Annotated in this window: 22 protein-coding genes; 16 read left to right on the forward strand and 6 right to left on the reverse strand. The window is 66.4% G+C overall.

What is annotated here, in order from left to right; genetic code table 11:
• Positions 1 to 145: 145 nt before the first annotated feature.
• Complete coding sequence (locus tag G6N77_RS11485; protein WP_165182310.1) at positions 146 to 1,003, reverse strand: aldo/keto reductase; 858 nt, start codon at positions 1,001 to 1,003, stop codon at positions 146 to 148.
• Between the two features lie 134 nt (positions 1,004 to 1,137).
• Here G6N77_RS11485 and G6N77_RS11490 point away from each other — a divergent pair, with 134 nt between their 5' ends.
• A complete protein-coding gene (locus G6N77_RS11490; RefSeq protein ID WP_165182311.1) occupies positions 1,138 to 2,046 on the forward strand; it encodes a helix-turn-helix transcriptional regulator in 909 nt (302 codons plus the stop codon).
• Between the two features lie 322 nt (positions 2,047 to 2,368).
• Entirely contained in the window at positions 2,369 to 2,755 is a 387-nt protein-coding gene (locus G6N77_RS11495) for a hypothetical protein (protein WP_165182312.1), read from the forward strand.
• A gap of 65 nt (positions 2,756 to 2,820) precedes the next feature.
• Here G6N77_RS11495 and G6N77_RS11500 read toward each other — a convergent pair whose 3' ends face one another.
• Complete coding sequence (locus G6N77_RS11500; protein ID WP_165182313.1) at positions 2,821 to 4,095, reverse strand: MFS transporter; 1,275 nt, start codon at positions 4,093 to 4,095, stop codon at positions 2,821 to 2,823.
• On the reverse strand, positions 4,092 to 4,643 hold the full coding sequence (locus tag G6N77_RS11505) for a Chromate resistance protein ChrB (RefSeq protein ID WP_262455293.1): 552 nt from the start codon (positions 4,641 to 4,643) through the stop codon (positions 4,092 to 4,094). Before G6N77_RS11505 ends, G6N77_RS11500 begins: the two co-directional genes overlap by 4 nt.
• A gap of 38 nt (positions 4,644 to 4,681) precedes the next feature.
• Here G6N77_RS11505 and G6N77_RS11510 point away from each other — a divergent pair, with 38 nt between their 5' ends.
• From G6N77_RS11510 to G6N77_RS11520, 4 genes are all read left to right on the forward strand, one after another.
• Positions 4,682 to 5,218 carry a DUF2127 domain-containing protein gene (locus G6N77_RS11510; RefSeq protein ID WP_165182314.1) on the forward strand — a complete coding sequence of 179 codons (537 nt, stop codon included), beginning with the start codon at positions 4,682 to 4,684 and terminating at the stop codon, positions 5,216 to 5,218.
• Positions 5,219 to 5,319: 101 nt separating this feature from the next.
• Positions 5,320 to 6,297, forward strand: coding sequence for an FAD-dependent oxidoreductase (locus tag G6N77_RS11515; protein WP_306986872.1), 978 nt, complete (start codon positions 5,320 to 5,322; stop codon positions 6,295 to 6,297).
• The gene (locus G6N77_RS20345) at positions 6,206 to 6,724 is read left to right on the forward strand and encodes an NAD(P)/FAD-dependent oxidoreductase (protein ID WP_338083823.1); all 519 of its coding nucleotides are present in this window, start codon (positions 6,206 to 6,208) and stop codon (positions 6,722 to 6,724) included. The genes G6N77_RS11515 and G6N77_RS20345 overlap by 92 nt, the downstream gene beginning before the upstream one ends.
• An 81-nt stretch (positions 6,725 to 6,805) precedes the next feature.
• Positions 6,806 to 9,115, forward strand: coding sequence for a 2OG-Fe(II) oxygenase (locus G6N77_RS11520; RefSeq protein WP_165182315.1), 2,310 nt, complete (start codon positions 6,806 to 6,808; stop codon positions 9,113 to 9,115).
• Positions 9,116 to 9,204: 89 nt separating this feature from the next.
• On the opposite strand, the gene G6N77_RS11525 is transcribed toward G6N77_RS11520, so the two are convergent.
• Positions 9,205 to 9,528, reverse strand: coding sequence for a DsrE family protein (locus G6N77_RS11525; RefSeq protein ID WP_165182316.1), 324 nt, complete (start codon positions 9,526 to 9,528; stop codon positions 9,205 to 9,207).
• A gap of 89 nt (positions 9,529 to 9,617) precedes the next feature.
• On the opposite strand from G6N77_RS11525, the gene G6N77_RS11530 reads away from it, so the two are divergent.
• The 3 genes from G6N77_RS11530 (at position 9,618) to G6N77_RS11540 (ending at position 12,472) form a co-directional block, all read left to right on the forward strand.
• Positions 9,618 to 9,896, forward strand: a complete 279-nt coding sequence (locus tag G6N77_RS11530; protein ID WP_165182317.1) for an ArsR/SmtB family transcription factor — start codon at positions 9,618 to 9,620, stop codon at positions 9,894 to 9,896.
• Positions 9,893 to 10,285 carry a VOC family protein gene (locus G6N77_RS11535; RefSeq protein WP_165182318.1) on the forward strand — a complete coding sequence of 131 codons (393 nt, stop codon included), beginning with the start codon at positions 9,893 to 9,895 and terminating at the stop codon, positions 10,283 to 10,285. The genes G6N77_RS11530 and G6N77_RS11535 overlap by 4 nt, the downstream gene beginning before the upstream one ends.
• 207 nt (positions 10,286 to 10,492) lie before the next feature.
• Positions 10,493 to 12,472, forward strand: coding sequence for an HNH endonuclease signature motif containing protein (locus G6N77_RS11540; RefSeq protein WP_165182319.1), 1,980 nt, complete (start codon positions 10,493 to 10,495; stop codon positions 12,470 to 12,472).
• An 81-nt stretch (positions 12,473 to 12,553) separates the two neighbouring features.
• Here the strand turns inward: G6N77_RS11540 and fbaA are convergent, their stop codons facing one another.
• Positions 12,554 to 13,573: a class II fructose-bisphosphate aldolase gene (gene fbaA / locus G6N77_RS11545; protein WP_165182320.1), complete on the reverse strand. Its 1,020-nt coding sequence runs from the start codon at positions 13,571 to 13,573 to the stop codon at positions 12,554 to 12,556.
• A gap of 14 nt (positions 13,574 to 13,587) precedes the next feature.
• Entirely contained in the window at positions 13,588 to 14,580 is a 993-nt protein-coding gene (locus G6N77_RS11550; RefSeq protein ID WP_240902021.1) for a LacI family DNA-binding transcriptional regulator, read from the reverse strand.
• 150 nt (positions 14,581 to 14,730) lie between these two features.
• Here G6N77_RS11550 and G6N77_RS11555 point away from each other — a divergent pair, with 150 nt between their 5' ends.
• The 7 genes from G6N77_RS11555 (at position 14,731) to G6N77_RS11585 (ending at position 20,720) form a co-directional block, all read left to right on the forward strand.
• The gene (locus G6N77_RS11555; RefSeq protein ID WP_165182322.1) at positions 14,731 to 15,786 is read left to right on the forward strand and encodes a substrate-binding domain-containing protein; all 1,056 of its coding nucleotides are present in this window, start codon (positions 14,731 to 14,733) and stop codon (positions 15,784 to 15,786) included.
• A 21-nt stretch (positions 15,787 to 15,807) separates the two neighbouring features.
• The gene (locus G6N77_RS11560) at positions 15,808 to 16,803 is read left to right on the forward strand and encodes an ABC transporter permease (protein ID WP_165182323.1); all 996 of its coding nucleotides are present in this window, start codon (positions 15,808 to 15,810) and stop codon (positions 16,801 to 16,803) included.
• Positions 16,800 to 17,591, forward strand: a complete 792-nt coding sequence (locus tag G6N77_RS11565) for an ATP-binding cassette domain-containing protein (RefSeq protein WP_165182324.1) — start codon at positions 16,800 to 16,802, stop codon at positions 17,589 to 17,591. The genes G6N77_RS11560 and G6N77_RS11565 overlap by 4 nt, the downstream gene beginning before the upstream one ends.
• Positions 17,581 to 18,543 carry a PfkB family carbohydrate kinase gene (locus G6N77_RS11570; protein WP_165182325.1) on the forward strand — a complete coding sequence of 321 codons (963 nt, stop codon included), beginning with the start codon at positions 17,581 to 17,583 and terminating at the stop codon, positions 18,541 to 18,543. Before G6N77_RS11565 ends, G6N77_RS11570 begins: the two co-directional genes overlap by 11 nt.
• Positions 18,540 to 19,178, forward strand: a complete 639-nt coding sequence (locus G6N77_RS11575; protein ID WP_165182326.1) for a nucleoside/nucleotide kinase family protein — start codon at positions 18,540 to 18,542, stop codon at positions 19,176 to 19,178. Before G6N77_RS11570 ends, G6N77_RS11575 begins: the two co-directional genes overlap by 4 nt.
• Before the next feature lie 214 nt (positions 19,179 to 19,392).
• Positions 19,393 to 19,569 (forward strand): hypothetical protein, encoded by a 177-nt coding sequence (locus G6N77_RS11580; RefSeq protein WP_165182327.1) that lies wholly within the window; start codon positions 19,393 to 19,395, stop codon positions 19,567 to 19,569.
• Positions 19,566 to 20,720 (forward strand): hypothetical protein, encoded by a 1,155-nt coding sequence (locus G6N77_RS11585; RefSeq protein ID WP_205678231.1) that lies wholly within the window; start codon positions 19,566 to 19,568, stop codon positions 20,718 to 20,720. Before G6N77_RS11580 ends, G6N77_RS11585 begins: the two co-directional genes overlap by 4 nt.
• Positions 20,721 to 20,763 lie beyond the last annotated feature (43 nt).

Genomic DNA, 20,763 nt, shown 5'->3' on the forward strand with positions numbered 1-20,763 from the left:
CTTAATGACGCCAGCCCGACACGCCCTCATGAAACACCGAGGTTAGAACCTGTTCGCGGAGAACACGCGGCACAGAAAGCCGATCACCCAAGGAGGTTCCGCCGTCGTACTTCATCCATGGCAGCGCCCCGCCCACGCCGCCGGGTCAGCTATACCGGCGCCCGCCCAGCCAGCTGACCATGGCGGGGTCGCGGTGGTCGAAGAACTGGCTGACGCCGGTGTCCAGGGTGGCGATCCGGGCCATTTCCCCGTCGCTGAGGGTGAAGTCGAATACGTCCAGGTTTTGGGCCATGCGGTCCGGGCGGACCGATTTTGGGATGACCACCACGCCGCGCTGGGTGAGCCAGCGCAGCACCACCTGGGCGACGGACTTGCCATGGGCGCCACCGATGGCGCTGAGGATCGGATTGGTGAACAGGCCGTTCTTCCCCTCCGCGAAGGGGCCCCAGGATTCAATCTGGACGCCGCGCTCCACCATCAGGGCCTGGTCAGCAGCGCGCTGGTGGAAGGGGTGGGTTTCAATCTGGTTCACGGCCGGGGCCACCTCGTTGTGGTCGATGAGGTCCACCAGGCGGTCCGGATGGAAGTTCGACACGCCGATTGCCCGGGCCAGTCCGTCCTGGTTCAGCTTCTGCATGGCCCGCCATTCGCTGTAGTAGTCGCCCAGCGGCTGGTGGATCAGGTACAGGTCAATGTAGTCCAGGCCCAGGCGGCGGAGGGACTCGCCGAAGGAGCGCCGGGTGTCCTCTTCCACGCTGCCCGCAGGGGCGTGCTGGATCCACAGCTTGGTGGTGACGAAAAGGTCCGCCCTGGCAATGCCGCTGGCCTTGATGGCAGCGCCCACGGCCTCCTCATTGCCATAGGAAGCCGCCGTGTCCAGGTGGCGGTACCCGGCAGCGAGGGCGGCTTCGACGGCGGCCTGGGTTTCGACGTCGGGAATTTGGTAGACGCCAAAACCGAGGATGGGCATCTGGACGCCGTTGTTGAGTGTCACGTTTTGCATGGAAGTTCCTTCGACTGTGGGTGAATTGCTGCTGGTACCAGAAAACCAGTCCCGGAACCTGCAGGGAAGAACCTGCCGTGAGGTGTACTGCCAGTTCCTGTTGGGGCCGGCACGGGCGCCGTAAAGTTGAGTCCATGGACAACAGCCAGGACGTCCGAGACTTCCTCACCAGCCGCCGTTCGCGCATCACCCCCGCCCAAGCTGGCCTGCCCAGCTACGGCGGGACCAGGCGGGTCCTTGGGCTCAAGCGTGAGGAAGTGGCCATGCTGACCGGCGTCAGCACCGAGTACTACGCCAGGCTGGAACGCGGCAATTTGCGGGGAGCATCCGAAAGCGTGTTGGAGTCGCTGGCCGCAGCGCTCCGCCTCGATGAGGCAGAACGCGCCCACCTGCTCGACCTGGCCCGGGCCGCCGCGCCCTCCCGGGCACCGGGAACGCGGCGGGCCCGCGCCGAAGTCCGCCCGGTAGTGCAAAGGATCCTAGCCGGAATGGCGGGCATGCCCGCCTATGTCCGCAACTCGCGCATGGACATCCTGGCTGCCAATGACATTTGCTTCGCGCTCTACGCAGGCGTCCTCAGCCCAGGGTCGCTGCCGTTGAACATTGCCCGGTTTATGTTCCTGGACCCCCACTCCCGGGGCTTCTTCGTGGAATGGGAAACGCTCGCGGACGATCTCGCCGCCGCGTTGCGCAGCGAGGCCGGACGCAGCCCGCAGGACAGGGCGCTGAACAGCCTCATCGGGGATCTGGCCACAGGAAGCACCGAATTCTCCACGCGCTGGGCCCGGCACAACGTTCGCTTCCACCGCTCCGCTCGCAAGACGCTCCACAGCCAGCTGGTGGGCAATATTGAGCTCACCGGGGAATCGCTGGAGGTCCCCGGCGACGGCCTCACGATCATTGCCTACACCGCGGAGCCGGGGAGCCGTGCCCAGGAACAGCTCAACTTCCTCGCCAGCTGGAGTGCCTCTGAACAGCGCACCCCGGGGCAGGCGCCCGTGGGCCTCCGCGCCAAAGCAGAGCCGCCGGAAGGCAAAGAATGACGCCGGCCGACCGGTAAGGTTCCCGGACGGCGCCCTGATTCAGTGCGACCACCCGGGGGGCCCGGACTACCGGCGACGGGGTGGTCCGGCGGGTGCACCCGCGCGATCGACCCGAGCACCCGCCCGGACTGGTACTGGTCCCGGCCCCCCTCCTACGCGGATGCCATGGCGGCTGCCATACCGGTTCCGGGCCTAATTGGCCGGCGTCATCTTTCACATAAGTTTGGTTAGCCTTAGCTACTATTGTAGGGTTTTTGAAATTAGGTCACTTGTTTGTGACCTAATGGTAAATCCGACCACAATACTGAATTTGAGGAGCCCCATGCCCCCTTCCACCACGGTCCAGCCAGCCCGCGCCACCGTCGCGTTTCCCGGCACAACAGCCCTGAGAACGCTGGCCGCGCTGCGGATCCTGCTTGGTGCGGTGCTTCTGTGGGCCTTCATGGCTGGGCTCCTTTTGGTGGGGCTGGCACTGGTGTTGGGGGTTGCCCTGCGCGCGGCCGCGGTTGGCGGCACTGCACTGATGGTGCTGATGTGGCTGAGCGCCTTGCCGATCAAGTCCAATCCTGCAGTGGACGAACACATCATCTACGCTGCCGCCATGATTGCCGTCGCTGCCGCCGGCGCCGGCCGTTCGTGGGGGCTCGGGCCTCGATGGGAGCTGATTCTCCGACGGGCACCGCAGCCCCTGCGGACCGTGCTCACCTGACCGCACGCGGGGCGCCGGAGTAATGGTCCGTCCGGCGCCCCGACACCTGTCTCCAACCGGGCGAGCTAGTCAGCTATGTCACTGGAACCGCGACGCAGCAGGATTCCAGCCATCAATGCCGCGGCTGCAACCAGCAGCGCCAGCGTCCACAGCCCTGCGGCGAGGCTCGCGGCCGTGGCGATGGCACCAACAATCAGCGGCCCGCCGGCGTCGCCCATTTCCCGCCCGATTTCCGCACTGCCCATGGTGCGGCCCATGCGTTCTGCCGGCGTCGTGCTGGCAAGGTGGGCGAAGCCCAGCGGCGTGGCAATGCCGATTCCGCAGCCAATGGCCACCGCGGCCACGTACAGCGTTGCCGGCACGGGGACGGCGGCCAGCAGCGCAATTCCCGCCGCGACCATGGCCAGGCCCAGGGCCATGCCGGCGCTGGAGGTGATGCGCCCCGTGTCCCGCAGCCGGCCGGCCAGCGGCTGGATGAGCGTGGAGGCGAGCGCCAGGACGGCCACCACGGCCATGCTGGCGATCAGCGGCAGGTGCAGCGAGCTTCCCAGCAGCGGCAGGAAGCCGACGGCAACACCCAGCGCGCCTGTGGCCGCGGCCAGGGAAAGGGTGGGCACCAGGAAGGACCGCTCGGTGCTTTGGCGCAGGAGGTCGGCCACGGTGTAGCGGCGGCGGGGCAGCACGGGGAGCCGCGGCATGGCGATCGCCACCCAGACGGCAGCCGCGGCCGAGATGACGGCCATGGACAGGAACAGAGCCGGAAATCCGCCAGTCCAAATGAGCCCCGCTCCCAGGAGCGGGCCCAGGACATACCCCAGGCCCTTCCAGGACCCGTACTTGCCGAAGTGGCTGCCGGCCGCCGCCGGCCCGGCAAGACGGGCGACGGCGGCGGAGGACGCCGGGGAGAATGCCGAGGCCGCTGCGCCCTGGCCCAGGCGGGCAATGCCAATGACCAACGGCGCGGTTCCGAGGGTGCCGACCAGCGAGGCCAGTGCGAATCCGGCGAGGCCGGCGACTATGACCGGCTTGGCGCCAATCCTGTCGCTGAGGGAGCCGAAGACGGGTTTGAGAATCACCTCGGCGACGTCGTACAGGGCAAGAAGCACTCCGAAGGTGAGCAGGCCCAGCCCGATGCCGCCGCTTTCCGCGCCGAGGCCTGCCGCGATGCTGTGGGCTCCGAACGCAGTGGTGAAGCCCGCGGCGTAGAGCGGGGCCAGGGCCCGGGCGGAGGGTCCGGGCGTAGCCGCCTCGGGGGCAGCGGACACGGTGGGTGCAGTGGGCGCGGTGGATGGCACCGCCACAATCCCAGCTTCATCGTTGCGGGGCCGGGGGCGGCTCATTCGCCCTCCCCGCCGTGGACGGCCTGGTAGACCTGCTCCGCGTAGCCGTCCAGCACGGCGGCGCAGTCCCGCAACGTGGCGTCCGCAGCCTTCGCTTCGGGCAGCTCCAGGACGTCCCGCTTCTTCAGGTCGCGGTACCAGCGCCGCAGCCGCTCCAGGCTTTGTTCCTCCTCCTCCAGCTCGGCAAAGGTGAACTTCGCCTTGCCGATTTCCTTGGCGATTTCCGCGTCAAACTTGCCGCAGTCCGCCATGAATTCGGCCCATTCGTCAAGGCGGACCACGGCGAAGGTGTCCCGGATCAGGGCGGCGGTGGCTTCATCCCGCGGGGCGGCATCAATCACGGCGAACGTCCCCCCGCCCTTGCGGCACAGTTCACCGGCACGGTCCAGGTCGGCCTGGAACGCCGGGCCCGCAGGCAGCGCCCACACGCCGGAAGACAAGGGCACGGCACCGGCCTTGCGCAGCTGCCGCCACACGGCCACGCGGTGCCGGGACGGCTCGGACGGAATTTGGGGCATGACCAGCACCCAGTCAATTTTTTGTGTCACAATTGAAATTGTAACAGCGGTTACATCTAGGAGGAATCGTGGCCAAGGCAATTTCCAACAGCGCACTGCTCGACAAAACCTTCAGGATCAGCCTCATCCTGAAGGGCCTGGACGGCGTGCTGGAACTGGTGGGCGGGGTGCTGCTGCTGCTCGTCTCGCCCGTACAAATGGGCTCCGTAGTCCGGTTCCTGACCCAGCATGAACTCTCCGAAGACCCCCACGACCTTGTGGCCACCACCCTGGTGCACCTGGCCGGAACACTGACCGTTTCCGCGACGCTATTCGGCGCCATCTACCTCCTGCTGCACGGCCTGGTCAAGGTGGCCCTGGTCTGGGCGGTGCTCAAGGACAAACTCTGGGCGTACCCGTGGATGGTGGCGTTCCTGCTGATCTTCATCGCCTACCAGGGGTACGAGTTGGTGGTTGCCTTCACATGGGGCATGGTGCTGCTGACCGCCTTCGACATCTTCATCGTCTGGCTCACCCTGCACGAATACAGGGCCCACAAAGCGCGTTCGGCCACACCCGGCACCCAGTCGCCTGAAACCCGGAAATTCCCGGCCCGGAAACGGTAACCTGAAAATACAGGGTTCCGACAATCACAAGCAACGCCCCCGGGTCTCAACGCCCGCTGCCGGACCACCGGAACAAGCTCAACCATTGAAAGCAGGCCCCCATGCCCCACTTTGACCTGGTCATCATTGGCACCGGTTCCGGCAACTCCATCCCCGGGCCGGAATTCGACCACTGGTCCATCGCCATTGTGGAGGACGGCCTGTTTGGCGGCACCTGCCTGAACGTGGGCTGCATCCCCACCAAAATGTTCGTCCACCCGGCAGAACTGGCCGACGCCGCCCGGCACGGCAAGCCCCTGGGCATCGACGCCCAGCTCAACTCCGTCGACTGGCCGGAGATCCGGGACAGGATTTTTGGCCGCATTGACGCCATCGAGGCTGGCGGGCGGCGCTACCGCGAGGGGCCCGAATGCCCCAACGTCACCGTCTACCCCGGGCGCGCGCGGTTCACCGGTCCCAAGGCCCTGCACCTTGACCTGCACGACGGCGGCACCGCCGAGGTGACGGCGGACAGGTTTGTCATTGCAGCAGGATCGCACGCCGTGGTTCCCGACATTCCCGGCTTGCGCGACGGCGCGGCGCCTTTCCACACTTCGGACACGATCATGCGCCTTGAGCAGCTGCCGGCCAGCATCGCCATCCTGGGTGGCGGCTACATCGCCGCCGAGTTTGCCCACGTGTTCTCCTCCTTCGGAGTGGCCGTCACCCAGATCGCCCGGGGCGAGCGGCTGCTCAAGTCCCAGGACCACGACGTCTCCGTCCAGTTCACCAGGGAGGCCGCGGCGCGCTACCAAGTCCTGCTGCACACAAAGGTGGGCAGCGTGGCGAAGGCGGGGAACGGCGTCGAACTTCAGGTGGAAGGGCCGGACGGGCCCGGGACCATCCAGGCGGAGCTGCTGCTGGTGGCCACGGGACGGCAACCCCAACGGTGCGGGCCTGGACGTGGGGAAGACCGGCGTGGGACTGGACGGGCACGGCCGCGTGGTGGTGGACGAATTCCAGCGCACCGGCGTGCACGGGATCTTCGCGCTGGGCGACGTCTCCTCCAAGTTCCAGCTCAAGCATGTGGCCAACCATGAGGCGCGGGTGGTCAAGCACAACCTGGCCCACCCGGACGCGCCCATCAGCTCCGACCACCGCTTTGTGCCCGCTGCCGTATTCACCGATCCGCAGATCGCCTCGGTGGGCATCACGGAGGCGCACGCGGTGAAGGCGGGCATCGCGCATGCTGTGAAGACGCAAATGTACGGCGACATCGCGGCGGGCTGGGCACGTGAGGACCAGGGGCACTTCCTGAAGGTCATTGCCGACCCGGCCACCGGGCTGCTGCTGGGCGCGCATGCCATTGGTCCGGAGGCGGCCACTGTGATCCAACCGCTGATCCAGGCCATGCACTTTGGCCAGACTGCCCACGATGTGGCCAAGAAACAGTATTGGATCCACCCGGCACTTTCGGAGCTGGTCGAAAACGCGCTGCTGGGGCTGCCGGAGCCGCAAGGGGACTGAGGGGGCCGCGAGGGCGGGAACCGGCGTCGTGCGGGTAGCGTATATAGCTGGACCGATCATTGCCCAATTGGAGCTGTTCCCATGCCGAAGACTGCCCGCGAACGACTTGCGCAAATACTTTCCGACGTTGAAGCGGACGGGGCGGACAGCGCCATGCTCCGGCTGCCAGGCAGTGTGCTGGCACTGGAGGTCGACGGCGTCGGGCCGGTGCAGGTCCCCATCCGTGCGGCCCAGGCGAAGCAGCTAATGGCGGCGGGCCGCCCGGCCGGGTATGGGCGGGGTGCGCAGACGCTGAACGACACGTCGGTTCGCGACACGTGGGAAATTGCGCCGGACCGCGTGAGCCTGGGCGGCCCGTCCTGGCAGGCTTGCCTCGACGCGGCACTGGAACAGTTTGGCGAGGAGCTTGGCCTGCCCGAAGGCACGTGGCTGACCGCCGGGCTGCACTCGATGCTGGTTTACGGCAAGGGGCAATTCTTTCTGCCACACCAGGATTCCGAAAAGCATGCCGAGATGGTCGCGACCTTGGTGGTCATGCTTCCCTCCGTCCATACCGGCGGCGAGCTGGTGGTGGACGACGCCGGAAGCGAACAGGTATACCTCGGATCCCGGGATGACCTGGTTCTGGTGGCGTTCTATGCCGACCGCCGCCACGAAGTCCGGCCGGTCCGTTCCGGCTACCGGGTCTCGCTGACGTTCAATTTGCTCCTCAACCGCCCGGATGGAACACCCGAAACGGGTGGGCGCGCGGCGGGGGCCGCATCCTGCATTAAGGAGCATTTCGAAACGCGCGCGGTCAGCCCGTATGGCGGGGCGGACCTGGGCGTTCCCCTCCGGCTCGCATTCCTGTTGGACCACGAATACACCGAGGGCGGTCTGGCCGCCGGACTGCTCAAGGGCGCCGACGCCCACCGCGTAGCCCTGCTGCAGGACGCGGCGCGGCAGGCGGGGTGCGAAAGCATGCTGGCCCTGGCCGAGATCAAGGAAACTTGGGATGTGCTGCCGGATGAATACAACGGCCGGGGAGGCTGGTACGGGGCCGAGGGCGGCTACTACGACGGCGAGGAAGCGCCCGACGACGACTTCGAAGGCGGCTTCGACCCGGACGCTGACGACTCAGAAGGTGGAGCACACCAGCTTAACTCGTTGATCGAGGGTGAGATCTCGCTGGGATGGTGGATCGGCACTGACGGCTCCGGCGCCGAGACGATCCAGCTGCCACTTGGCGACTACGAAGTCTGCATGGTTACGCCAACGGAGTCTATTACACCGTACGAGACCGAGTTTGAAGGCTACATGGGCAACTACGGCAACACCCTGGACAGGTGGTACCGGCGGGCAGCAATGGTCATGTGGCCGCGCGAAAAGGCCTTCGCTGCACGAGCCGAGGCGGGATCAGCTTGGGCCATGCAGACGCTGCTTGACCGGATCGATGCCGGTGAGCTGGAAGGTGCCAGGGCGGATGCCGCATCGCTCAAGCCATTTTGGACCAATTTGGCCGTGGACGTCTTCGCTCCCGCACTCCAGGTCGCCGCTGCCTTGGAGGACGCCGCGATGGCGCATATGGTGGCGGCCCCGTTCCGACTCCAGCTGCTGACGGCAGACCATGCCCCACTTCTTGCTGCGCTTGCCAAGGCATATGGCGATCAGTGGACGCTGGAACTTGTGGGCCATTGGCATTCCCCGAACCGGTCCGCGAGGCTGGACCTGAGCTCATGGATCGTGGAGAGCCTGCTCCCCTTGTGCCAGAAACTGCACCAATGCGGTGCCGGCCCCGTCTCGGACGGGCTCGCAGTGTTGGCTTGGGAATCTGTACGGAGCGGCCTCGAAGCGGCAATTAGTCACAAGCACCCCGGGCGGCGCCGGGAGTACCTGGGCGACCTTGGCGAACCCTTGGCCCGAACATTGGAAGCCGCGTCAGGGGAGCTGGGCGCTGCCATTGCCGAGTTTCTCCAACCACTGGGCGGGGCCGCCGTCGAGCTTCTGGTGCCCGTCCTGCGCGCCCTCCGGCTGCCGCCAACGCCCGCTGTCCTTGCGATCGCAAACAACTGTAGGGAGCGGTTGTCACTCCTTGCCGGCCAGCCGGCGCGGACCGCGGACGACTGGTCAATTGCCTGGACCGGATGCGGGTGCGGGCTGTGCGACCGGCTCGCAGGCTTCCTGTCCGCTCCCACCGAACACACCCACGAGTGGCCATTGGCTACGCCCGGCCGGCAGCACGTCCACCAGCAGATCGACGCTTCCGGCCTGCCGCTACGGCATGCCACCCGGAGGAAGGGCCGGCCCTATACCTTGGTTCTGGAGAAAACCGACGAGCTGTTCCGGCATGAAGACGAGATGCTCCGGAAGGCCCAGGCCGACTTCGCCTGGCTGATGGAGACGTTCGGGTAAGGCAAGCCGGCCGCCCTGGTCGCCGATGGGAGCAATCACCGACGCCGCTATTCGCCACGATGGTCAAACTCCGGAATTCCGCAGTCCGCCTACAGCCGCACGTACGCCCAGCCGTCCCACTGCCGCTGCGCCAGATGCACCACGGCGGACGGAACCGGGGAGACTCCGGTCAGGAGGCTGGCGGCGTCAACAGCCGCCGAGCGCATGCTGTTTTCACACGCCCGGACTGCAACCCCGCCCTCCAGAACGCTGGCAACCGGGCCGGCCATGCCGCCGTCGTGCGTCAAGGCAGCGACAGCCGGGCCCTGGATGACAATCTCCACGGCGGCGCCAGGCAGGCCCGCCGCCTGTTCCGCGCCGGTGCCGAATCCGTGCATGAGCAGACCCTTCGGGGCTCCGTTGCTGTCAGCCATGATGTGTCCTTTCGGTCGGGACCTTGACCTTAGCAGCGCCGGCCTTCCGATGCTTGACATGCAAGTAACCACTTGCCTATGCTGAGGCCATGGGCGACGTTTTCAAGGCTTTGGCTGACGAAACACGCCGCGCCATCCTCGATGAATTGGCCCTGCGGGATGACCAGACGCTGTTTGAAATCTGCTCCCGGCTGGCCATGAAACACGGCCTGGGCTCCACGCGGCAGGCGGTTTCCCAGCACCTGGACGTGCTTGAGGAAGCCGGCCTGGTGCACAGCGAGCGCCGCGGCCGCTACAAATTCCACACCCTCGACACCTCCCCGCTCGCGCAGATCGCCGAGCGCTGGCCCCCAAAGGACACACCATGAAGATCACGCTCCTGAGCATCTTTGTTGACAACCAGGACGCCGCCCTCGCGTTCTACACCGAAAAGCTTGGATTCCTGCCCGCTTCAGACATCCCGATGGGCGAACACCGCTGGCTGACAGTGGTTTCCCCGGAGGCCCCGGACGGCACGCAGATCGTCCTGGAACCCTCCGAGCACCCCGCCGTGAAGCCGTTCCGGGACGCCATCGTGGCGGACGGGATTCCCTTCACCTCCTTCGGCGTCAAGGACGTCCAGGCCGAGTACGACCGCCTGCTTGCATTGGGCGTCACGTTCACACAGCCGCCCATGGTGCAGGGACCGGTCACGACGGCGGTCCTCGACGACACGGTCGGCAACCTCATCCAGATTGCTGCCATGGGCGGGGCGTAAGCGGTCTGCAGCGATTCTGTCGCGGTCCGGATGCGGTGGTTGATTCCGTCGAATCACGGAGATCGGGCGGATCAGGATCCAGGCAGTAGGGCTTTTTAGGGCCTATTTTGGGTGTTGCTCCCTCCACAGGCCGATCAGACCATCGAGTAGTACACATGTTCAGGTAAGTAGCTGTTTTTGTCAGTGCTGACCGGTAGTGTGTTTGGTATGGAAGCAACGGCAGGGACGCCGGGAAATCCCGGGTCCACACGGACAGGCAGGGGCGTTGGCGGACATGTCCGCCAACTCGTCGCCCTTGCCGAAGCCCTGACCCGCGCCGCCGCCTCAGCCGCCACTGCCCCTGACACCACCAACTCCACGGGGACGGCCACGGCTACTGGTTCTGGGGCTGACACCGGCGCTGCCGCCGGCACAGCCGCGGGTTTGGTGGAGTCCCCGTTGGGTGTGGATGTGGAATCCCTGAGCGACGCCGAGGCCGTGGCGTGGGCGCAGGACCTTGAGCATCTGGGCTCGTTCCTTTCAGCCTTGCAGGTGCAGGTGGCCGGGGACCTGGCCGGGCGGGTGCGGGCAGGCCGCTTCGACGGGGTGAAGAACCCGGCGGAGCTGTTCGCCACCGCACTGTGCCTGGACCGGCGGGCAGCCGGGCGGCGGCTGCGCCTGGCCGGGCGGTTCCTGCCCGTCCGCGATGACCTGACCCAAGTGAGGACCCCTGCCGCGCAGCCCGTGGCCGCGTCCGCGTTCTTCAGCGGCAAGCTCTCCGCCGAGCAGGCCCTGACAGCCTCGGGCCACATCGAGGAAGCACAACACCTCACCCAGGGCGGGCGGATCACCGGTCAGGAAGCCCGGGACCTGGAAGAAACCCTCACCGCCCACGCCACCACCCTGGACCCGGACTCCCTCACCCGCGTCGGGGTCCTCGCGGTCAACCTGCTGGACCCCGACGGGCAGCAGCCCACCGCGGGCGAACTCACCGCCAAACAGGGCATCACCTTCCGCCAACCCCGCAAGGGCCTGGTCCACTTTGAGGGCTGGGCCACCGTGCCCCAATACGAAATCTGGATGGCCGCCACCGGCTCAGCCGTCAACCCCCGCCCTCACCTCGAACTCAACGACATCAACCCCAACGGCGACAACAACGCCAGCACCGCCACCGCCACCAAGGGAAACAGCGCCAACCCCAACAACGCCAACAGCGGCAAGAGCGGCTCAAACAACAAAACCAACAGGAGGAACAAGCGCAAGAAGAACAATAAAAAGAACAAGAGGAACTGGAAGCACGCCAGCGGCGGCCAGAACAATACGAACGGAGCCGGTGGCGGGGAGGTGCCTGGGCAGCTGGACCTTGACGGTCTCCTCCAGGGCCCGCCCCCGAACTGGGCCCTGACAGCAGCCGCACCACCGCCCCCAATCACACCCCCAGGGCATGATCCAACCCGGACCGGCCAGGCGGAACGCGGACCGGAGGCGCCGTGGCCGCACCTGGTCAACGGGGTCTGGGTGCCCGCGCCGGGCTCCGGACAGGAACTGCCCGGCCTGGACCCCATCGACCCGGCCAACACCAACCCCGTCCTGGCCGACCGGCGCACCCGCGCCCAACGACTCCTCGACGGCATGATCGACTGCCTGGACCTCGCCGCCCGCACCAGCAAACTCCCCGACAACGGCGGACTGAAACCCCAACTCTTCATCTCCACCACCGAAGCCGACCTCCAACGAAAAACCACCGACGGGCGTCCCGGCGGCATCGCCTTCCTGCCCTACTCCGGCCCCCAACCCCTGGGCCTGTTCAGCACCGAACTCTGCGACGCAGACGTCACCACCATGCTTCTGGGCAACGGCCAGGAAATCCTCAATGTCGGACGCACCCAACGATTCTTCACCAAGGCGCAACGCAAAATCCTCATCGCGCGCGACAAGGGCTGCTCACACCCCGGCTGCACACGCCCCGCCTACTGGTGCGACGCCCACCACATCATCCCTTGGATGGACGGCGGGGAAACCAGCATCGCGAATGGGGCCTTGCTCTGCCGAGCGCATCACATCGCCGTCCACCAGGGCCTCTGGAGCATCAAACTCACCAACGGCACCCCCTGGTACACACCGGCCTACAAGCTCGACCCGACCCAAACCCCGATCCGCAACAGCTACCACCACGGCCTCCCCACCACCACATACCACACGCCATGACCCCGCCAATTCACACCACCGGGAACTGTCGACACCGCGAGCCAACACCGCGGGCCGACACGTCTGGCCCCGCCGATGCACCTACTTCAAGCGGCGGCCTGCGGAGCCAAGCTGTTGCGCCGCATCCACCACGCGGCCGGCCATCGCCTGTTCAGCCGGCTTCCCCCACGACCGCGGGTCATAGGATTTCTTCACCCCGACCTCGCCGTCGAGCTTGAGGACCTGGTCATACCGGGAGAGCATGTAGCCGGCAATGGAGCGGGTGAAGGCGTACTGCGTGTCCGAGTCGATGTTCATCTTCACCACCCCATGCCCCACAGCCTGGCGAATTTCGTCCGCAGTGGAGCCGGAGCCGCCGTGGAACACCAGGTCCAGCGGGCGGTCAATGCCCGTTTGGTCCGCCAGGGCGGCCTGGATTTCGCCCAGCAGGGCCGGCCGGAGCTTCACATGGCCCGGCTCGTACGCGCCGTGGACATTGCCGAAGGTCAGCGCGGCCAGATACCTGCCCTGTGCCCCTGTCCCCAACTCCCCCACCAGCCGGCGGGCGTCGTCAATGGTCGTGTAGAGCCGCTCATCCATGGCACCCTCAACACCGTCCTCCTCGCCGCCCACCACGCCCACCTCCACTTCCAGGATGGTCCTCGCCTGCTGCGAGAGCTCCAACAGCCGGCGGGCCACCTCCAGGTTCCTGCCGAGGGGAAGCGCGGAACCATCCCACATGTGCGACTGGTACAGCGGCAACTGCCCGCCCTTGACCCGCCGGATGGAGTGGTCCAGCAGCGGGAGCACCCAGTCCTCAAGGTTGCCCTCCGGACAATGGTCGGTGTGCAGGGCAATCCTCACCGAGTAGTGGCAGGCCACCTCGTGCGCGTAAGCGGCAAGTGCCAGCGAACCGGCCAGCCGGTGGTTCGCCGCCCCGGAAAGATACTGCGCAGTCCCCACGGACACCTGGATAATTCCGTCGCTTTCCGCCTCCGCAAATCCCCGCAGGGCCGCATTGAGGGTCTGGGAGGAGGTGACATTGATGGCCGGATACGCAAAGCCCGCCGCCTTTGCTGTATCCAGCATGTGGGCATATTCGTCCGGGGTGGCAATGGGCATGGCAGGCTCCTTGGTCAATCGGTGCAGCCGCAGGAATTTCTGTGGTGGTAGATGGTCTTGGTGCGCAGCACCTGGCGCGGTGCGGCCTTGCCGTCAATCCTGTCGATCAAAAGGTCGACGGCGGCGCGCCCCATGGACTTCACGTCCTGTTCGATGGCTGTCAGCTGCGGCTCGAAGACGTCCGCCCATTCGAAGTCGTCGTAGCAGGCCAGGGCCACGTCGCCGGGCACCTTCAGGCCCAGGTCCTTCAGCGCCTGCATGGACCCGATGGTCATGGCGTTGTTCAGCACCACCAGTGCAGTGGGGCGGGACTCGGCGTTGCTGAACAACTTTGTCACGGCCCGGTAGGCGTCCTTGGCCTTCGAATTTCCCACGGCCATGACTGACTGCACCCCGGGCCCCGCGGCGGCTACGGCTGCCCGGAAGCCTTCGATGCGCTCCTCGGTGGACTGTATGCCCGGCAGGCCCGTGATGGCTGCGATGTGCCGGTGCCCGTGCTCAATGAGGTGGGCGGTGATCAGTCGTGTCGGTTCCACATTGTCCGGCGCCACCTGGTCGCAGTCCACGTCGGCATGGCGGTCAATGAGGACCACGGGCGTGCCGTCCGCCAGAATGCGCGGCAGGTTGGCCGTTTCGCTGTGCGGGGCCGGGGCAATGATCATCCCGTCCACCCGCCGGTCCAGCAGTGTGCCCAGCAAGGTCCCCTCCACCTCGGCGTCGTCGTGCGAATCCCCCATGACCAAGCTGTATCCCCGGGCTGAGGCGCGCTTCTCAATGGCATGGACCAGGTTGGCGAAGTATGGGTTTTGCAGCGCGGAAATCGAGAGTCCGATGGCGTGCGTGCGGGAGGTGACCAGTGCCGTGGCCAGGGCATTGCGCCGAAAGTGCGTGGCGGCCATGGCGTCCATGACCCGTTGCCGGGTGTCAGGGCTGACCGGGCGCGTCTCATTGAGGACATGGGAAACAGTGCTGATGGAGACTCCGGCTTCCCGGGCGACGTCGGCCATGGTACCCAAGAGTCCTCCTCAATTGACTTCGTTCAGTATGTGGCACCTCTCACAATATTTTAATTCAAACGCTTGCGCAAGCGTTTGCGAGGTGCTTACAGTGGAGCCACTCGACGGCAGGTCCCTGCCTCACTGGTCGAAGGAGTCCAGATGACGAACATCAGCAGTTTCCGGAAAATCACCCACCACAGCGGCATTCACCGCTCACTTTCAGCCCTGGTCCTGGCGGGCGCCATTGCCATGACGGCCTCGGCGTGCGGCGGCTCCAGCACCCCCGGAACCACCAACAGCGGCGGCGGGGCGTCAGCCAATGTGAAAGTCGGCCTGATCACCAAGACCGACACCAACCCGTACTTCGTCAAGCTGCGCGAGGCCGCCAAGGCCGAGGCTGCCAAGCAGGGCGCCGACCTGATCGCCCTCGCCGGGAAGTTCGACGGCGACAACGAGGGCCAGGTGACCGCGATTGAGAACCTGGTCAGCCAGGGAGTCAAGGGCATCCTGATTACGCCCAACTCCTCCACCGGCATCCTGGCCGCCATCAAGTCCGCCCGGGACGCCGGCGTCGTCGTTATTGCCCTTGACACGGCCACCGACCCTGCCAACGCCGTGGACGCAACGTTTGCCACGGACAACAAGCAGGCCGGCGTATTTGAAGGGAAATGGGTCAAGGGCACCCTCGGCGCCAAGACGCCCAAGCTCCTGATGCTCGACGGCACCCCTGGCGGCACGGTGGATGACTTCCGCCACAACGGTTTCCTGGAGGGCATGGGCATTGCCGCAGGCTCGCCGGAAATCGCCGGCATGGAGAACACCAACGGCGACCAGACCAAGGCCCAAACGGCCATGGAAAACCTGCTCCAGCGCGTTCCCGACGCCAATGCCGTCTACACGATCAACGAGCCGGCCGCGGCTGGCGGCTACCAGGCGATCAGCGCGGCCGGCAAGACCGCCCAGATCACCATGGCCTCCATTGACGGCAGCTGCACCGGCGTGGCGAACGTGAAGTCCGCGAAGATCGGCGCCACCGTAATGCAGTTCCCGGCCAAAATGGCGCAGAAGGGCGTTGACGCCGTTGTGACCTTCGCCAAGGATGGCACCAAGCCCAGCGGCTTCATTGACACCGGTGCACAGCTGATCACAGACCATCCCGTCGCCGGCCTCGACTCAAAGGACACCGCCTGGGGCCTGCAGAACTGCTGGGGATAGCGGAATTTAGGAAGGTAAGCCATGACTACCCGCACCGACACCATCAGCCCCGCACCGCCCCGAACCCGCCGCGACTGGACGTGGGTTGCACGGCAGCCGCTTGTGGGGCCACTGGCGGCACTCATCCTGGCCGTGGTGGTGTTCTCCATCGGCTCGCCGCGGTTCCTCAGCCCCTACAACCTGTCGCTGATTGGCCAGCAGTCCATCGTGATTGGCATCCTGGCCGTGGCGCAGACCATTGTGATCCTGACCGCAGGCATTGATTTGTCCATCGGTGCCATAGCGGTCCTGGGCACCATCGTGATGGCCAAGACCGTGCAAAGTGCCGGAGGGGTGGGCGCCCTGCTCATCGCCCTGGTGGTCTGCGTGGCCGTAGGCGCCATCAACGGATCGCTGGCGTCATTCCTCCGGCTGCCGCCGTTCATCGTGACCCTTGGGACGTTCACGGCGGTGGCAGCTGCCAGCCAGCTCTATGCCGGTTCCGCCACCTACCCTGTGACGGACCCGCTGCTGACTTTCTTTGGCCAGGATTTCGGCATTGGCGCCTGGCGGACCACGCTTGGCGTGGGCCTGCTGGTGGTGGTGTATGCGGTCACCTTCTATGTCCTGAACCAAACGGCGGGCGGCAAGCACGTATACGCAGTGGGCGGAAATCCGACGGCGGCCCGCTTCACAGGCATCAAGATCAACCGGACGCTGCTCATGGTCTACATCATGACGGGAGTCATTGCGATGATTGCCGCCTGGGCCGCACTGGGGCGCATTCCGAATGCCGACCCCAATGCGTACCAGACGGCCAACCTGGACACGATCACCGCCGTCGTCATTGGCGGGACCAGCCTCTTTGGCGGCCGCGGATCCGTGGTGGGCACGCTGATCGGGACGCTGATCGTGGGCGTGCTGCGCAACGGGCTGACCCTGATCGGGGTGGACAACCTGTACCAAAACATCGCCACCGGCGTCCTGGTCATCCTGGCCGTCGCGTTTGACCAGATCGCCCGCAGGAGGACGCAGTGACCAATTCACCCACAGTGGTCCTGGAGGCCAAAAACCTGGTCAAGCGGTACGGCTCGGTCACGGCCATCAACGGCGCAGATTTTGAGTTGCGTGCCGGCGAGGTGCTGGCCGTGATTGGCGACAACGGGGCGGGAAAGTCCAGCCTCATCAAGGCACTCTCCGGGGCGCTGGTGCCGGATTCCGGCGAAATCAGGATGGACGGCGAGCCAGTCCGGTTCCGGACCACACTGGACGCGCGGCACCACGGCATCGAAACTGTCTACCAGGACCTGGCCGTGATCCCGGCGCTGGACATTGCCAGCAACGTGTTCCTGGGCCGGGAGCTCCGCAAGAAGGGGTTTCTGGGCACCGTGCTTCGCCAGCTGGACAAGCCGCGGATGAGGGCCGAATCCATGCAACACCTGACGGACTTGAAGATTGGCGTCAAGTCCGCAACCCAGGCGGTTGAAACGCTTTCCGGCGGGCAGCGGCAGGGTGTGGCAGTGGTCCGTTCCGCCGCATTTGGCAAGCGCGTCATCATCATGGACGAGCCCACCGCTGCCCTGGGCGTGCGGGAATCCGGGATGGTCATGGACCTGATCCGCCAAATCCGCGAGCGCGGCCTGCCGGTGATCCTGATCAGCCACGACATGCCGCACGTTTTTGAGGTGGCTGACCGCATCCATGTCCACCGCCTCGGCAAACGCACCGCCGTGGTGGACCCCAAGGTGCGCAGCATGGCCGAGGTGGTGGCACTGATGACGGGAGCCCTGGAGCCGAGCGAGGAAGAGAAGAACGGTGGAGCCTGAGCCGCCGTCCGCCGGCAGATTTCCGCACGGCGTTTTTGTGGGGCTTTCCACCCTGGACATCATTCAGCGGGTCAAGGAGTTCCCCGGGCGCAATGCCAAAGCCACGGCGCTGCGCCAGGATGTGGCGGGCGGCGGGCCCGCACTGAATGCCGCCGTGGTCTTTTCGGCCCTGGGCGGCCGCGCCACATTGGTGACCCGGCTGGGCCACGGGAGCATTTCCGCCGTGGTCCGGGAAGATTTGGCGGCGCGGGGCGTGGCCCTGGTGGACCTTGCCGACGCGGGATACCAGCCGTCCGTCTCCACCATCACGGTGGACGACGCCACGGGCGAGCGGCAGATTGTCTCCACCGATGCCCTGGGCAGGCAGCGCCAGCTGGCGCACGCCCCGTTGCCTGGCAAGGCAGATGTCAAGGCGGCGCTGGACGCGCTGGGGAGGGCCGACGTCGTCCATCTTGACGGCCACCATCGGGACCTGGCGCTGGCCGCCGCCCGCTGGGGCCGTGAACGGGGCATCCCGAGGGTGGTGGATGCCGGGCGCTGGAAGGACGTCATGGCGGAGCTGGTGCCGCTGGCCACCGAGGTGGTGTGTTCGGCGGACTTCGCCGTCCCGGACTGCGGCGGCACGCTCCAGTGGATCCTGGACCGGGGTGCGGAGCTGGCCGCCGTCACTGACGGGCCGGCACCCGTGCGGTGGCTGGGCCGGCAGTGCGGGGGCTCCGTGGACATGGAGCAGTTCCGCGCGGTGGACACGCTGGCTGCCGGTGATTTCTTCCACGGGGCATATAGTTTTGCACGAACGTTTGGCGGTGCCGGCCGGCTGGAACCGGCCGCGGCGCTGAAATTTGCGGGCCACATAGCGGCGCTCAAGTGCGCCTGGCCGGGCACCCGGGAATGGCTGGGCGGGCTGGCCGGCAGCGGGCCGCTTGACTACTTGAGGACGGTACGACCATGACCACCGCGGTCCAGATTGACGAGCTAGTTGAAAGCGCGTCCGCCCTCGCCGCCCGAGGTGGCAGGGCCATCCTGGGCATCACGGGAGCCCCCGGCGCGGGCAAATCCACGGTGGGCAGCCGCATTGTTTCGGCGTTGGGCCCGGAGCGGGCCGTACTGGTCCCGATGGACGGCTTCCACCTGGCCAACGCGGTGCTGCTGGCCAAGGGGCTGCGCCAGGTCAAGGGCGCCATCCAGACCTTCGACGACGCCGGATTCGCGAGCCTGCTGCTGCGGATCCGGGCCCAGCAGCCAGGCGAGGTTGTCTATGCGCCCAGCTTCAACCGCGACTTGGAGGAGCCGATAGCCGGCAGCATCGCCGTCCTCTCGGAGGTCCCTCTTGTGGTCACCGAGGGAAACTACCTGCTGGCGGAGGCAGGCGCCTGGCCGGCCGCCCGCGCCTGCCTCACGGAATCCTGGTTCCTTGACCCGGACCGGGACCGGCGGCACCACTGGCTCATCAACCGGCACATGGACTACGGGAAGTCGGCGGCGGACGCGCGGCTGTGGGCGCTTGGCTCGGATGAGAACAATGCCAGGCTCATCGAGTCGATGGCCCACCGGGCGGACCGTGTTCTGCGGGTCAAGGGCTTGTAGCTTCCCTGCGGCGCGCACTGCCTCATCAATGGCTGACACGGCCCGAGTCGCGGGCCCGCCCCGCGGTAAGCTCGCAGCCCGTGCCCGCGAAGGCCTTGCCCGCATGGGGTTCCCGCGCGCCGCCGCCATGGCTAAAGTTTTACCATCGCCGTGCCTCACCGGGGCCACTCCCCCGGCCGCCAACACGCACGGCAGCCACACAGGGAGGCCAGCAATGGGCCAGCAGGAAGCTTCACGGCACAACGAAATTCACGAGGGCGGGTACGGCTCCCCCATGCCGGAGGATGAGATGCCCGCTCCCCCGAACCCAACAGGCAGCCGACAGCCTGCGGAGGTGCCCGGCGTCGAACCCCAGGGACCTGGGACACCGGACGGCGACAAGCTGCCTTGACGGTCCTCCAATGGGCCAGTTTTACCGTCGGGGCCGTGGGGCTGCTGCTGACCTGGATCAGCGTGATCGGAACGTTGATTGTGCCCCGGCCGCTGCACAGCGTGCTGTCCCGGGTGACAGGCATAGCCACCATGAAGGTGTTTTTCGCCATCCTGAAGCCGGTTGAGACGTACGAAATGCGGGACCGGTTCATGTCCTGGCAGGCCCCTATGTCCCTGTTCCTGCGCCTGATCCTGTGGGTGGTGCTTTTTGACCTGTCCTTCACGCTGATGCTGCTTCCCTTTGTGGACGGGGACGTGTGGAAGGCTGCCAGCGAGGCTGGTTCGGCCATGTTCACCCTTGGCTATGCGGCTCCCACCAATGCGGGCAACACGGTGCTGGTCTACGCCGCCGCATTTACCGGCCTGATTGTCATCGCCCTGCAGATCAGCTACCTCCCCACACTTTATTCAGCCTTCAACCGCCGCGAGGCTGAAGTGACCCTCCTGGTGTCGCGCGCCGGATCACCGTCATGGGGCCCCGAGCTGCTGGTCCGAACACGGTTTGGCCGCGCCGCCCAGGACAGCACCAACGAGCTGGCCGAGCTGTACCAGCGGTGGGAACGCTGGGCCGCCGAAGTGGCCGAATCGCACAGCACCTACCTCACCCTGGTGTGGTTCCGTTCCCCGTCCCCGCAGTCAAACTGGCTCATTTCGCTGCTGAGCGTGATGGACGCCGCCGCGCTGCAGCTGGCCCTGAGCCCGGGCACCGTCCCCAACACCCGGGCGCGGCTGGTGATCCGCATGGGGTTCACCTGCATGAACCAGGTGGCCCGGGCCATCCGCATCCCGGTTGACGAAGACCCGGACCCGGACGCCCCGCTCAATGTCACCTTCGAAGACTTCCAGGGTGCCGTGAACATGCTGCGCAGCGTCGATTTCCCCGTTGAGGTCACCCCCGAACAGGCCTGGCCGCATTTCAGGGGCTGGCGCGCCAACTACGAAAAGGTGGCCTACGCCCTGGCCTACGCCATCGACGCCCCGCCTTCCATGTGGAGCGGGCCGCGGCGGTTCGCCTTTGCGCCCGTCATGCCGAACCGGCCCAAGAACCGCATCGCCAAAGAGGTCCGCCCGGACGATCCGCAGATGCTGGCACGGCGGCGAAAGGACTGAGTTTGGGCCCGGGGATGCCGATACGGACAATTGAGGCTGATAT

The sequence above is a fragment of the Arthrobacter silviterrae genome, from assembly GCF_011045165.1.
Taxonomy (GTDB): Bacteria; Actinomycetota; Actinomycetes; order Actinomycetales; family Micrococcaceae; genus Specibacter; species Specibacter silviterrae.

Coding starts and splice junctions, on each gene's coding strand:
- G6N77_RS11515 (WP_306986872.1), top strand. CDS start 5,320: ATGCCCCACTTTGACCTGGTCATCATTGGCACCGGTTCCGGCAACTCC.
- G6N77_RS11525 (WP_165182316.1), bottom strand. CDS start 9,528: ATGGCTGACAGCAACGGAGCCCCGAAGGGTCTGCTCATGCACGGATTC.
- G6N77_RS11540 (WP_165182319.1), top strand. CDS start 10,493: ATGGAAGCAACGGCAGGGACGCCGGGAAATCCCGGGTCCACACGGACA.
- G6N77_RS11485 (WP_165182310.1), bottom strand. CDS start 1,003: ATGCAAAACGTGACACTCAACAACGGCGTCCAGATGCCCATCCTCGGT.
- G6N77_RS11490 (WP_165182311.1), top strand. CDS start 1,138: ATGGACAACAGCCAGGACGTCCGAGACTTCCTCACCAGCCGCCGTTCG.
- G6N77_RS11535 (WP_165182318.1), top strand. CDS start 9,893: ATGAAGATCACGCTCCTGAGCATCTTTGTTGACAACCAGGACGCCGCC.
- G6N77_RS11495 (WP_165182312.1), top strand. CDS start 2,369: ATGCCCCCTTCCACCACGGTCCAGCCAGCCCGCGCCACCGTCGCGTTT.
- G6N77_RS11580 (WP_165182327.1), top strand. CDS start 19,393: ATGGGCCAGCAGGAAGCTTCACGGCACAACGAAATTCACGAGGGCGGG.
- G6N77_RS11550 (WP_240902021.1), bottom strand. CDS start 14,580: ATGGCCGACGTCGCCCGGGAAGCCGGAGTCTCCATCAGCACTGTTTCC.
- G6N77_RS11520 (WP_165182315.1), top strand. CDS start 6,806: ATGCCGAAGACTGCCCGCGAACGACTTGCGCAAATACTTTCCGACGTT.
- G6N77_RS11575 (WP_165182326.1), top strand. CDS start 18,540: ATGACCACCGCGGTCCAGATTGACGAGCTAGTTGAAAGCGCGTCCGCC.
- G6N77_RS11560 (WP_165182323.1), top strand. CDS start 15,808: ATGACTACCCGCACCGACACCATCAGCCCCGCACCGCCCCGAACCCGC.
- fbaA (WP_165182320.1), bottom strand. CDS start 13,573: ATGCCCATTGCCACCCCGGACGAATATGCCCACATGCTGGATACAGCA.
- G6N77_RS11530 (WP_165182317.1), top strand. CDS start 9,618: ATGGGCGACGTTTTCAAGGCTTTGGCTGACGAAACACGCCGCGCCATC.
- G6N77_RS11555 (WP_165182322.1), top strand. CDS start 14,731: ATGACGAACATCAGCAGTTTCCGGAAAATCACCCACCACAGCGGCATT.
- G6N77_RS11500 (WP_165182313.1), bottom strand. CDS start 4,095: ATGAGCCGCCCCCGGCCCCGCAACGATGAAGCTGGGATTGTGGCGGTG.